General features: G+C 40.2%; 16 protein-coding genes. 10 read left to right on the top strand and 6 right to left on the bottom strand.

The window, feature by feature from the left end; all coding sequences use genetic code 11:
• The first annotated feature begins 101 nt into the window (after nucleotides 1-101).
• On the top strand, nucleotides 102-650 hold the full coding sequence (locus NH454_RS09805) for a short-chain dehydrogenase (RefSeq protein WP_253038905.1): 549 nt from the start codon (nucleotides 102-104) through the stop codon (nucleotides 648-650).
• 47 nt (nucleotides 651-697) lie between these two features.
• On the opposite strand, the gene NH454_RS09800 is transcribed toward NH454_RS09805, so the two are convergent.
• Genes NH454_RS09800 through NH454_RS09780 form a run of 5 tightly spaced genes read right to left on the bottom strand, consistent with a single transcriptional unit; the run spans nucleotide 698 to nucleotide 3,101 of the window.
• Nucleotides 698-1,159, bottom strand: a complete 462-nt coding sequence (locus NH454_RS09800; protein ID WP_253038903.1) for a phytanoyl-CoA dioxygenase family protein — start codon at nucleotides 1,157-1,159, stop codon at nucleotides 698-700.
• A gap of 36 nt (nucleotides 1,160-1,195) precedes the next feature.
• Nucleotides 1,196-1,432, bottom strand: coding sequence for a hypothetical protein (locus NH454_RS09795; protein ID WP_253038901.1), 237 nt, complete (start codon nucleotides 1,430-1,432; stop codon nucleotides 1,196-1,198).
• Nucleotides 1,433-1,435: 3 nt separating this feature from the next.
• Nucleotides 1,436-2,017 (bottom strand): uracil-DNA glycosylase family protein, encoded by a 582-nt coding sequence (locus NH454_RS09790; RefSeq protein WP_138556516.1) that lies wholly within the window; start codon nucleotides 2,015-2,017, stop codon nucleotides 1,436-1,438.
• A gap of 19 nt (nucleotides 2,018-2,036) precedes the next feature.
• Nucleotides 2,037-2,399, bottom strand: a complete 363-nt coding sequence (locus tag NH454_RS09785; RefSeq protein WP_138556515.1) for a VOC family protein — start codon at nucleotides 2,397-2,399, stop codon at nucleotides 2,037-2,039.
• Nucleotides 2,400-2,408: 9 nt separating this feature from the next.
• Nucleotides 2,409-3,101, bottom strand: a complete 693-nt coding sequence (locus tag NH454_RS09780; RefSeq protein WP_253038899.1) for an aspartate/glutamate racemase family protein — start codon at nucleotides 3,099-3,101, stop codon at nucleotides 2,409-2,411.
• A 201-nt stretch (nucleotides 3,102-3,302) separates the two neighbouring features.
• Between NH454_RS09780 and NH454_RS09775 the strand changes: the two genes are divergently transcribed.
• Genes NH454_RS09775 through NH454_RS09765 form a run of 3 tightly spaced genes read left to right on the top strand, consistent with a single transcriptional unit; the run spans nucleotide 3,303 to nucleotide 5,577 of the window.
• Entirely contained in the window at nucleotides 3,303-3,647 is a 345-nt protein-coding gene (locus NH454_RS09775; RefSeq protein ID WP_235382006.1) for a hypothetical protein, read from the top strand.
• Nucleotides 3,644-5,245: a PepSY-associated TM helix domain-containing protein gene (locus NH454_RS09770; protein ID WP_253038897.1), complete on the top strand. Its 1,602-nt coding sequence runs from the start codon at nucleotides 3,644-3,646 to the stop codon at nucleotides 5,243-5,245. The genes NH454_RS09775 and NH454_RS09770 overlap by 4 nt, the downstream gene beginning before the upstream one ends.
• A complete protein-coding gene (locus tag NH454_RS09765) occupies nucleotides 5,242-5,577 on the top strand; it encodes a DUF3325 domain-containing protein (protein WP_135926659.1) in 336 nt (111 codons plus the stop codon). Before NH454_RS09770 ends, NH454_RS09765 begins: the two co-directional genes overlap by 4 nt.
• Before the next feature lie 213 nt (nucleotides 5,578-5,790).
• Here the strand turns inward: NH454_RS09765 and NH454_RS09760 are convergent, their stop codons facing one another.
• Complete coding sequence (locus NH454_RS09760; RefSeq protein ID WP_135926660.1) at nucleotides 5,791-6,324, bottom strand: lipocalin family protein; 534 nt, start codon at nucleotides 6,322-6,324, stop codon at nucleotides 5,791-5,793.
• 102 nt (nucleotides 6,325-6,426) lie between these two features.
• On the opposite strand from NH454_RS09760, the gene NH454_RS09755 reads away from it, so the two are divergent.
• The 6 genes from NH454_RS09755 to NH454_RS09730 all read left to right on the top strand — a co-directional run bounded on the left by NH454_RS09755 (nucleotide 6,427) and on the right by NH454_RS09730 (nucleotide 11,708).
• Nucleotides 6,427-6,876 carry a YaiI/YqxD family protein gene (locus tag NH454_RS09755; RefSeq protein WP_253038895.1) on the top strand — a complete coding sequence of 150 codons (450 nt, stop codon included), beginning with the start codon at nucleotides 6,427-6,429 and terminating at the stop codon, nucleotides 6,874-6,876.
• On the top strand, nucleotides 6,873-7,415 hold the full coding sequence (locus NH454_RS09750; protein WP_253038893.1) for a hypothetical protein: 543 nt from the start codon (nucleotides 6,873-6,875) through the stop codon (nucleotides 7,413-7,415). The genes NH454_RS09755 and NH454_RS09750 overlap by 4 nt, the downstream gene beginning before the upstream one ends.
• Nucleotides 7,416-7,484: 69 nt before the next feature.
• On the top strand, nucleotides 7,485-7,853 hold the full coding sequence (locus NH454_RS09745; protein ID WP_135926663.1) for a response regulator: 369 nt from the start codon (nucleotides 7,485-7,487) through the stop codon (nucleotides 7,851-7,853).
• A gap of 13 nt (nucleotides 7,854-7,866) precedes the next feature.
• The gene (locus NH454_RS09740) at nucleotides 7,867-8,679 is read left to right on the top strand and encodes a transporter substrate-binding domain-containing protein (protein WP_253038892.1); all 813 of its coding nucleotides are present in this window, start codon (nucleotides 7,867-7,869) and stop codon (nucleotides 8,677-8,679) included.
• Between the two features lie 136 nt (nucleotides 8,680-8,815).
• Entirely contained in the window at nucleotides 8,816-10,513 is a 1,698-nt protein-coding gene (ggt, locus tag NH454_RS09735) for a gamma-glutamyltransferase (RefSeq protein ID WP_253038891.1), read from the top strand.
• 352 nt (nucleotides 10,514-10,865) lie between these two features.
• Complete coding sequence (locus tag NH454_RS09730; protein WP_253038889.1) at nucleotides 10,866-11,708, top strand: AbiJ-NTD4 domain-containing protein; 843 nt, start codon at nucleotides 10,866-10,868, stop codon at nucleotides 11,706-11,708.
• The last annotated feature ends 726 nt before the right edge of the window (nucleotides 11,709-12,434 follow it).

Genomic DNA, 12,434 nt, shown 5'->3' with positions numbered 1-12,434 from the left:
TAGCTGTGATAAAAATGCAAGTGTAACATTTGTAATTAGCTGAGTATAATTGCCCTTTGATTCATGCTAGTTGCGACAAATATGAACGAAAGGAGATCCACATGAAAGCCCTACTTTTTTCAATCAGTTTACTTGCAATGAGTTTTTCAAGTCTCGCTGAAGATATAACTGAGAACCAATTACAGCGTTACATTAAAGCATTACCTGCTGTAGTTAACTGGTCACAAAACCAGCCAGAACTGAATACTGTTGACCTAAGTGGTATGCTAGGAAGTGCAGATAGCTCGTCCGTTATGAATGCGTTAGGTCACATTAAAGAGCATGAGCTTTATACTGAGTTTGAAGCGTTAACCAAGCAATATGGGTTTACGCCAGAACAGTTAGTTACTGTTGGCTCAGAGGTATCAATGGCGTATTTAGAAAACCTTAAAGCGGGAATGTCAGAAGAGAACAAGCAACGTGTAAATCAAGCAATGAGTGGTTTACAGAGCTTAACGGCATCATCATCAGATGCGGGAACTCGCTCAATGGTGGGTGCTTTAGAAGGTGTTAAAGCAAGTACTGAAACAGTGGATGTAAGCGAAAGTAACGTTAACTTAGTTAAGCAATACATGCCGCAGTTAAAAGAATTGTTTGCAATGTTGCAGTAACAGCACAATAAAATAATGAAAGCGGCTAAGTAGCCGCTTTTTTTTGCTTACTCAAATACCATCGTGTTTTTTAATTGCTGCTTTTGTTCTGCAGTTGGTAAAAATCCAGTTTGTACAAACTCATTAAGGCTTGGGTGCCGCTCAAAGTAAAGAATATCAAGGGCAAAACGATTCATGCCATATAAGCCACGATGGATCATATTTGCCGAAAATATAAGTAAGTCACCTTTTTTGAGTTCTACACGTTTACCGCGAGTCAATGAGTCACTATTGCGAGCACCCTGCTGCTCTAATCTAACTGCTAACTCTTCATCTGAATCCCAATTTTTATGACTAGCCGGTATTAGCTCTATGCCCAGTTCATCTTCAAAAGCAACGCGGCAATGCAATACTTCAGGGCCGCAAAGTGCTGCCTTTTGCGCTTCAAGCTCTAAGTGATATTGCATATCGCGATGCCAATAGTTTGCTTGTTTGGGGTTGTAAGGATTAAAGAATAATTGAGTATTCATAAACTGAGGAACAGCAACAATGCCTTTAACCTGTTCTTATAATGTATCGGCACAGATAAATTCAAAAAGAGTAAACTTTTCCTCAGTACTTAAACATGCAGCGCCAGTCAATCCTGAGCTATTAATCCCTTTGGATTGATAAAAGCCTTGGTTTTCTTGCAACCAATGATGATGAAATTTATCGAGAATAGGCCTTACTTTGCTAAGCTCACTCTCTGTGTAAAGGGCCTTTACATGGTAATAGCCGTGTTCAGCAAAAAAGGTATTTTTCATTTTTTACCTTGCTAAAATTGTACGTATTTTATTACCAAGCTCAGGCAATACTTGTTGCTCAAACCACGGATTTTTCTTCAGCCAGATATTATTGCGAGGGCTTGGGTGGGGCAGTGGCAAGTAACTTGGCCAATATTCACGCCACGATTTTACTAACTCAGTTAAGGGGAGCTGCTTAGTGTGAGGCAAATGATATGCCTGCGCGTATTTACCTAAGATAATGGTGAGCTCAATATTATTGAGCTGCGCTAAAAGTTTTTCGCGCCATGCTACAGCGCACTCTTTTCTTGGCGGTAAATCGCCAGACTTGCCTTTGCCTGGGTAGCAAAAGCCCATCGGTAAAATAGCAAAATTGCAGTCATCGTAAAACTCATCGCTCGTTACACCAAGCCAAGAGCGAAGCCTTTGGCCACTTGCATCATCGAATGGTTTGCCACTTTCATGTACTTTAATCCCCGGGGCTTGACCGGCAATTAAAATGCGAGCTTGTGGGTTAAATTGAATAACAGGGCGTGCCCCAAGTGGTAAATGCGGTTCACAGATCACGCATTTACTAACTTGTTGTAATAACGATTGAGTACTCATCAGTTAGTAAAAATATGATCTATGCTTGTTTTGACCAAACAGCTAACTCATTACCACTTGGCTCTATGAAGTGAAAACGACAGCCTCCAGGAAAATCAAACAAGGGCTTAATAATTGTGCCGCCGTGTTTTTCTACCTGCGCTTGAGTGTCTTTAATATTATTTGAATAAAGCACTAGTAGCGCGCCACCATTACTGGTTAAGCTAGTTAATGGCGCTTGATAAAAACCGCCATCAAGACCCGCAGATTCAGCGCTAAAAGCCGTGTACTCAGGGCCATAATCGGTAAATTGCCATTTAAAAACCTGATGAAAAAATGCTTTTGTTGCAGCTAAATCTTTGGCGGCAAATTCAACATAATTTAAGCTATGGTGATTCGACATAATCTGCTCCTATTTTAAACTATTCTCAAGCGCCATAGCGCAATGAACTGCTGTACTATCAAGTAATGGTATTGAGGTATCGAATTGTTGTACTAGTAATCCTATTTCTGTGCAGCCAAGAATAACCGCTTCTGCACCTTGCTGAGTTAGCTTATCAATAATAGTTAAATACTCAGCTTTGGATTCTGGCTTGATTATGCCTTTACATAGTTCATCATAAATGATGCGGTGCACTGTTTCACGCCCCTGAACATCAGGAATTAACACGTCTATTGCGAATTTATCTGCTAAACGCTGTTTGTAAAAGTCTTGTTCCATAGTGAACTGGGTACCCAACAAAGCCACTTTTTTGAAGTTATGTTGGATCAGGTTTTCACCAACTGCATCGGCGATGTGTAACAAAGGAATTGCAACGGCTGCTTGTACTTGCTCTGCTAGTTTATGCATTGTATTGGTACAAATTAATAAATAATCCGCGCCCGCAGCTTCAACTTGTTTGGCTGCTTTAATGAGTATCTCGGCCATTTGTGGCCAATCTTGTTGCTGTTGTAGCGCTGCTATGCTGGCAAAATCGAGACTGACAAGCACTATCTTGGCACTGTGCAGCCCCCCCAGTTTATTTTTAATGCCTTGATTTAAAAGCTGGTAGTAACTTTGTGTAGACTCCCAACTCATGCCTCCGATTAAGCCTATCGTTTTCATTGCAACTCCCTTTTTATTTACTTAACACCATATGATATTGCACAGAACAAAGCTAGCAGATCATTATTTTACTAACATAACGACTTAGTTGGTTCTGTTTCATTATTTAATACGTGTATGCAAATGATAACTACTATCTTTTCTGTTTGCCGGCGATATAATACGGGTTTTTCTTCTTGTGTTATTTTCTAAGGGATTATCATGCATTCTCAATCATTAGATGCAATGGCAGGCAATCGCCCTAAAAATACAGCTAAAAAGCGCTCTGTGAGCCTCTCTTATCGTGTCGCTGTGTTTTTGCGTTTTGTTGCAGCCATCATGGGGGGTTACGCTTTTACCAGTGTACTTATTTCATTATTAGCTGTGTTACTACCTCTTAATAAACTCGACAGCGTGCTCTTGACCACGACTCTTTCGGTATTTTTTTACTGTTGCGTGTTTATTTGGGTGTTTGCCGTTAAGTCTTTGAAGACTGTTTGGATCACTATTTTACTAACTACTAGTGGGCAATTGCTGGCCCTTTCATTTATTAAGGGATGGCTATGAAAGAGAGTTTTTTCCGCTCCATGGCATGGCTTCATACCTGGGTGGGCTTATTGGTATGCTGGTTATTATTCTTGATATTTTTTGCAGGCACTATCAGCTTTTTCAAAGATGAAGTCACTATTTGGGCTGAGCCCGAAACGCATCATGTAAAGCAGCAAGTGCAACGTGTTCAGTCTCAAGCCGAGCAAATTAATTATGTGTTTGCACAATTACAACATCAGGCACCTAATTCATTATCTTGGCGAATAAACTTACCTGAGCCGCGTAATCCTATTTTAAGCTATGGGTATGCTGAGCCTAAACAGCCAGGCCAGCGCCGAGCGCCTTTTAACTATACGCATTTAGACCCAAATACCTTAGAGCAATTGCCAGCGCCTCGCGATACAAAAGGAGGTAACTTTTTTTATCGCTTGCATTTTGATTTACATTACATCGATGTATTTACTGCACGTATAATTGTTTGTTTAGCCTCATTATTTATGCTGGTAGCACTGGTTACTGGCATCGTGATCCATAAGCGTATCTTTAAAGATATGTTTAGCTTTAGAGCAAATAAAGGTAGTCGTAGTTGGCTTGATGCGCATAATGTTTCGTCAGTACTGGCACTGCCATTTCATATTATGATCACTTATACGGGGATTATCACTCTCATATTTATGTTGTTCCCCTACCCTGCTGAAACTGTATATGAAGATGGCTTGAAGCAAATGTTTGAAGAAGCGTTACCCATCAACAAACGTGCAAAGCCTAGTGAAGAGCAGCGCCCCTTGATTGCAATTAACGACGTGTTAGATCAGATTTATACTAAGTCACCAAATGCCGACATTAGCTATGTGTTTGTTAGAAATGCCAATACAGCGACCTCGCAAATAGTGGTTTATTTAGCAACCGGTAAAGACGTTGTAGATAACGGACCACGTTATTTATTTAATGGCGTTACCGGCGAACTAGAAGCAAGTTCTGGTGAGGATTGGAGCGCTTCAGCGCAGTTTTATGACTCAATGACCGCATTGCATAGTGGTCGCTTAGCGGAGCCTTTACTGCGTTGGTTGTATTTTTTCTGTGGCGTAGCGGGTTGTGCCATGATTGCTACAGGCTGCATTATGTGGGCTAAGCGATTACGCGAGAGACTCAAAGCAGACCAAAAACCAAGCTTTGGCTTGAAGCTGGTTGAGACACTAAATTTGGCCACACTGATGGGCTTACCTTTTGCTACAGCAGCTTTCTTTATTGCTAACCGTTTATTGCCTTTAGAGTTAGCTGAGCGTGCCGATAAAGAAATACTCGTGTTTTTCTTAGCTTGGCTGGCGATGCTAATTATCGCTGTGAGCGGCCGAGAAAAACATCATTGGCGCTATAGTGCATGGCTTAATGCCATAGCCTGCTTTTTAGTGCCGGTGGTAAATGCACTGACGACTGATGGTAATTGGATCACGTATTTACTAACTAAACAGTGGGCTTTATTCGGTATCGATAGTGCGTTTATTTGTGCTGGGCTGCTGTTTTTACTACAAAGCAAAAAAATACCTAGCCATAAAACCGTGATAAATAAGGCTAAATCAAATAAAAACAGGCTGTTAAAGGAGCAACAAGGATGATGGAGTTACTGCAATTTAGTCTCTGCTTTTTGGGGTTTAATTGTTTTGCACTTGCAAAGTTCAATCATTTTCGTGATGTGTTTAAAAAGAAATTAACCGAAAAACAGCGGCATAGCTTTTTGATGAGTGGCTGGATCACTATTTTACTAAGTTTGCTGCTTAGTGTGCTTAATGATGGTGGTTATGGTGCTCTGCTGTTTTGTGGTTATATGGCATTAAGTGTAGTTATGCTTATGATTTTATACAGTTTTACCGTTTCTTGGGTGAAGTATGTCAGTGTATTAACTATGTCTGTTTTGCTGTTAAGTGGCTTTTCAGTGATGATTTTGTAGTCTAGTTAGTAAAATGCTGATCTGATATCAACCGGCAATAATATTTAATTAATCGAAATGATATAAAAAAAATGGGTAGGCATTGCCTACCCAAGCAGGGGATTAAATTGGGGGATCACATGTTGCTTCAATTTAACGATGCATAGTTTGCATAATGTCCATTACAGTTGTGTTGCACATTCGTGATATTTCCAAGACAGTTGTAAAGCCCCTTTACAGGTTTTTATGGTCAACATAGATAAGTTCATCTGTTTTGAAGCCATACTGTTTAGCTGTATTTATAAAATCCTGCATTTGCTGTTCTGTGACAGTAGGTGTACGCGACAAAAACCATAAATAGTCTTTGTTGTAGCCTGTGATATAAGCGTATTGATAGTCCTGTTTGTCTAATTCAAACACCACGTAAGAGCTGTAAAATGGCCCAAAAAATGATACTTCTAGGTGGCCTATGTCTTGCTGCTCTGCAAACTTCGCCTTTCCTTCTGCTTGCTGCCATGCTTTATCTTCAACGCTGTAGCCTTTATTGATGACTTTTACAGTGCCATCAGGATTAATCGAGTATTGAGCAGTAATACCTTCTAAGCCTCTTTCAAATGAGTGATCCAGACGTGCAATTTCGTACCAAGTTCCTGTGTATTTTTCTAGTTCAAAATTATCGACGGGTTTGATGTCATCCGGCACGCCAGTACAGGCCGAAATAATCGCAGTAATAAATATAACCCCTAAAAGTTTTAATGATTTTTGCACGCTTATACTCCTTTTAAATAAACAAATTAATACGTTAATAGCGGTAATTAAGTTCAAGTGAGGTAAACTATGCCAGTCTAGAATAGTTATATTGAGAATACCATGAAGATTTGGGTTGATGCAGATGCCTGTCCCGTTGTTATCAAAGAGATACTTTTTCGTGCTGCTGAGCGTACGCAAACGTTTACCACATTGGTTGCGAATCACACGATGCGAGTACCTCCTTCTAAGTTTATTAGCCGTTTACAAGTTTCTTCGGGTTTTGATATTGCTGACAACGAAATCGTTAAACGTATCGAGCCGAATGATTTGGTAATTACTGGTGATATTCCTCTAGCTGCTGAAGTTATTGAAAAAGGCGCACAAGCGCTCAATCCTCGCGGTGAATTATATACAACCGAAAATATTCGCTCCCGTTTGAATGTTCGCGACTTTATGGAAACAATGCGTTCGAGCGGTGTTGAAATGGCCGGTGGCCCGCCGCCATTAAGCCAAGCTGACCGTCAAAACTTTGCAAATAACCTAGATCGGATCCTAGCTAAAAAGCCATGAGTGAAGTTAATAGTGCATCACTACAGGGGTTTGGTGATGAGGCGTTTAAAGTCGCTGTTTATATTGAAAAGCGCCCGCCGATGCCTGCTTGGCAACAGCTTGACCATTTGCATGCAATGCAACCCGGCCAGATAAACGAAATAAACCAAGCTTGTGGTAATGGTTGGCGTAAAGTTTTTAATGTATACAGCAAAGTGCTGTTTGCCCTACCAAGCGAGTTTTATGATTTCGCTAAAAGGGCGCCTGATTGGCAAACTTTTCGTGATGAACAACTGCTGCAAGCACATAGCCAAACCACGTTACTGTTCAGCCCGCCGATATTACACAAATCAAAGCAATTACACATCATTGCTGGTCGAACTTATGCTAAGCAGCTTATTAATAACGGACTTTTGCATTGCCAATTAACTTGGCTTGATGATGAGTTTGCAATTAGCAAGTCTAGTAAAGTGATCGTTTGCCCTTATTTTGACTATCGTCAATTGAGCAACATTAAAATTGCGCGCTTAAGTCAATTGGTCGCTGATGTTGTCTCTTAGCTGCTACTTTATTGCGTTATTGGGTTAGCAAACTAAGCTTAAAAAACCAAAACTTTAATAGTGCGCTTAATGAAAATATTGGTTGTAGATGATATGCCCCTTATGCGTCACGTGTTGATAAACATGTTACGTAGGCTTGATTATAATGACATAACTGAGGCAACGGATGGTGCACAAGCATTTGACTTACTAGAGAAGCAAACCTTTGATCTAGTAATCACTGATTTGCATATGCCTAAAATGGATGGCAGATGTTTGCTGAACCATATCAGAGAAACGCCCACGCTTGCTAACTTGCCAGTACTAATGGTGACATGCGAAGACAGTAAGCAAACCGTCAATGAGATGATTACCGCAAGAGTTAACGGCTTTATTATTAAACCTTTTTGTTTAAATACATTGCAAAAGCAGCTGAGCCGAATTGTTAAACCTGATTAATGAGTTAAGAGCGATGTATAAGCATTTAACACTATTTAGTTTATTCACAGTCAGCACTGCAGTGGCTAGCACGGAACAACTGACTTTATATACCGAAGTGTTTCCTCCTTATAACTTTATGCAGCACAACCAACTCACTGGTATTAACACCAAAATCATGGAATCTTTGTGCGAAAAAGCCAAGCTAAATTGTACGTTCAATGTATTGCCTTGGAAGCGAGGCATGTCACTGACAATGAGCCAACCGCATACAGGAATATATTCAACATCGCGTACCGCAAAACGAGAGAAACAATTTTATTGGGTTGGGCCATTGGTCTCAGGGCACTCATGTTTATATCGTTTAAATGAGCGTAACGACATTAAAGTAAGTAGTACAAAGTCGTTGCAAAACTATACTATTGGCGTATCGCGTGGTGATGTTTATCAAACAGTTCTTGCTGATTTTAATCTTACTGAGGGCCAGCAGTTTTTAACCTATTCAAAAAAGTTTGAAGAGCTAAAGATGTTTAAGCAAGGTAAGCATGACTTGCTGATTGGCTCGTCACTCACCCTAACATCGCAACTGATGAATGTAGGTATGAGTCCTCAGCAAGTGACTCCGGTATTTGAGCTAAAGCACCCTGCTTTAGTGGGGAATTATTTAGCGCTTAACAAAAACACATCGCCAGAGGTAGTTACCGCGCTGCAAAAGGCGCTTGATAGCATGAAGCAAGAAAACCAAATTGCGGCGATTATTGATCAGTTTGTCGCTGGGAACATAAACTCAAGTGGTGAAACTTCACCAGTTGCAGAGCAGTGTCTGAATGGTTCTGCTATTTACTAATTTGGCTTTGTTTAAGGTAAATTAGCTGCGGTTTTGGTATTTTTTGAAGTCAATCGTGTTTTCTCGCGCTCGATCGCAAAGCCATTGCCTGATCTTTAATTGCTTTTTATAGTGATAAATAAAAAGGGCAAGAACTATGAAACCAACTCCACTCATTAAAAGCTTAGTGCTAGCAGTATGCTTAGGCACAACAGGCGCTACTCAAGCTTACGATCGCATCACTGGCCATAACTTTGCTAGTCGTTCTGAAGTCATCGCACAATCAGGTATGGTTGCAACATCACAGCCGTTAGCTACGCAAGTGGGCTTACAAGTATTAAAAGACGGTGGTAATGCCATTGATGCAGCTATTGCGGCAAATGCAGTGCTTGGTCTGGTTGAACCGACCGGGTGTGGAATTGGTGGCGATTTATTTGCCATTGTTTGGGATAACAAAAGCAAGCAACTTTACGGTTTAAATGCCTCTGGCCGTTCACCACTAAGCTTGTCTTTTGATACTTTAAAAGCACAAGGTGACTACATTCCTGCTTATGGGCCATTGCCTGTGTCGGTACCTGGTGCGGTAGATGGTTGGTTTGAGTTACATAAAAAGTTTGGCAAAACACCAATGAAAGCCTTACTCCAACCTGCTATCGACTACGCTGAAAATGGTTTCCCTGTGTCTGAACTGATTGCCTATTACATGCAAAAAAGTGTGGCTGCTCGTGGTAAATACCCAGGCTTCAAAGATGTATATATGCCTGATGGGGCAATGCCAGAAAAAGGGGAAATATTTAAGAACCCAGCCCTTGCAAACACCTATCGTAAAATTGCCAAAGGCGGCCGAGATGCCTTTTACAAAGGCGATATTGCTAAAGAAATTGGTCGTTACATGAAGGAAAACGGCGGCTACTTATCCTATGAAGATTTAGCTGCCCACCATAGTGAATGGGTTAAACCTGTGAGCGCCGATTATAGAGGGTATACCCTTTGGGAATTACCACCAAATGGCCAAGGTATTGCTGCACAGCAAATTCTCAATATTCTTGAAGGTTACGATATCAAAGCAATGGGCTTTGATAGCCCAGAATACGTACATACCTTTGTTGAAGCGAAAAAGCTCGCGTTTGCAGATCGTGCTAAGTACTACGCCGATCCAGCATTTAACACCATTCCCGTACAAACACTCATTTCGCAGCAATATGCTGATGAAAGACGCAAACTGATAGACCCTAATAAAGCCGCAAAACGCGACCATGCAGGCCCAGTAGAAGGCGATACCATTTATATGACGACCGCCGATAAAGACGGCAACATGGTTTCACTTATTCAAAGTAATTACCGTGGCATGGGCTCAGGTATGACACCGGCAAAATTAGGTTTTGTATTGCAAAACCGTGGCGAAATGTTCGCGCTTAAAAAAGGCCACATGAACCAATATGAGCCAGGCAAACGACCATTTCATACAATCATTCCTGCGTTTGTCACCAAAGATGGCAAGCCATATATGAGTTATGGTGTAATGGGCGGTGCCACACAGCCACAAATGCATGCTCAAATACTGATCAACATGATTGATTTTGGTATGAACCTGCAAGAAGCCGGTGATGCACCGCGTATTCTGCACACAGGTTCATCGCAACCAACCGGTGAAATCATGGAAGACGGCGGTTTTGTTAGCTTAGAGTCAGGTTTTTCGATGGAAACCCGCCGCGAGTTAATGAAAAAAGGCCATACCTTACAAGACGCGGTTGGCCCATACGGTGGTTATCAAGCTATATTGAAAGACCCAAAAACCGGCGTTTATTACGGCGCATCTGAAACTCGCAAAGACGGTCAGGCCGCGGGGTATTAGGTTCTCGGAATTAAAAAGAGCTGTCAGCTATCAGCCGTCAGCTCTCAGACTCAAAACCATTAGCTAATGAGTTTCAAGAGTAAAGAGTAAAGTTACATCGCGTAGGCGTGAAATTTATTTCGCGCGATGGTTCATTACTCGCTAACTCCCAACCATATACCCTGCAAATATGATAAAAATCAGCGCTGAGCCATTTTTCTTTATGAATATCTATAACATCAAAAAAAATTTACAGTTAGCAATGCATTCCGTTATTTGTTAATAGTAGATTTATTAAATATATGAGCGTGACATCGGAAGAAAGATGCTCGAAGCGTGCACGATAAAATTTTTTCCACTCAAGGAGGTATAGGTGAGGTTTTCAGAAAGATTTGGATACAAACAAGCTAGGGATAGTATTCAATTAGAGTCAGTTGACGAAGCACTCTTAAATTCACTCTGGAGTTTGTTAAAAGTATCAATTTGGGATGATATATCTTCTTCATTTAATGGATACTTTATCAGTAGAGATAGTAATCCTCAAATTTACAGCCTATGTGAAAAACTTTGGCTTAATTATTTCAAATATCCATTAGATACTTTAAGCCCCCGCTGGGTCGAGGTTCATAGCCAACTTAGAGGTTATTTTTTCGGATGTAGCTGGTATGAAGTTTATGACTTTATTGAGTTTTGCTCGCAAAATTACGAGAAATATCAGTTTCGTGACCACTTTCAAGTAGCCTGCAATCAGATATTAGAACGGGAAATGTCGGCCTATCGATTTGTCGGTGGTCAGATCGCTCAAATAACAGAAAGGGAGCAATTAGAAGAAATAGATAAAGCTATATTAAATAGTGAAGAAGCAGTAAAGTTGCATTTAGAAAGATCTCTACAACTTTTATCAGATAGAAATAACCCTGATTATCGCAACTCAATTAAAGAATCCATCAGTGCTATAGAGAGCTTGGTTTCTATTATCACAGGAAAAAAGGGAACTCTTGGTCAATTGATAAAAAAACTCGATGAGCAAATAGCTCTCCATTCTGCATTGAAAACTGCATTTTCCAGCTTATATGGGTTTACTTCAGATGAAAATGGAATTCGTCATGCACTACTTGAACAAAGTAGAATTACATTCGACGATGCAAAATTCTTCTTAGTGGTATGCTCAGCTTTCTCAAATTATGTACTTAGCAAAGTTGAAGTGAGTGACTAACAAAATTATATCGCTCGCTGAGCTTGGCTGGAACGCAAGTGTGCCCAATATTTGGGCATTATGTTACTTTGAGAGTTGATGTTTAATTTGCTAAAAGAGAAGCTAAAATTTGCTATTTTACTTGCGCCAGATGCTTTGGCTTACTCTTTAATTTGTATCGTTTGGGAGCCTCTTTATAGGCTATGTATTTTAGTCGGTCTTGCGGAGACAGGCTTGGAGTGGTTTCCATTTAAATTTGGTTTAATAGTATTTGGTCTGCTTTTCAGTTATCGATATATCGCCTATTTAATAAAGAGAAAGAGTAAGTAGCCATATAACAAGCCGTTTAAGCGAGGGTCGTCTAAAGCTAGGTTTACGTTAGTTCATCGCTAATTTTAGCCAAGCGTTTTGTGTGGTTTAGCACGGCGTTGCTCCATTGAAATTCTTATGCGAAATTCACCTAATACAGACGACCTAAAACGTTTTGCCCCAAGATTAGTTAACGTGATTGTTCAAAAAATCAGCTCTGAGAGAAGCTGGTATTCAAAGTGTAAATGTATAAATAATCATTTCTCGTAATGCAATTCTATCTATTCTCGAGTAATTAAATTTATGGTTATAGAGTAGCCTAAACAATTGTAATTCCTTTTGGCTATGTGTAAGTTATTAAAAATTAGATTATTAATAACCGTATATTGATAATTCTGGAAATTGACACATTGAGTGTTAACGGGAATTCTCGGTAAT

Origin of the sequence: Pseudoalteromonas sp. Ps84H-4 (assembly GCF_024124645.1) — a bacterium.
Classification (GTDB): Bacteria; Pseudomonadota; Gammaproteobacteria; order Enterobacterales; family Alteromonadaceae; genus Pseudoalteromonas; species Pseudoalteromonas lipolytica_C.
Note: the sequence above shows the minus strand (reverse complement) of the source record. Positions and strands in the feature narration are given on the sequence as shown.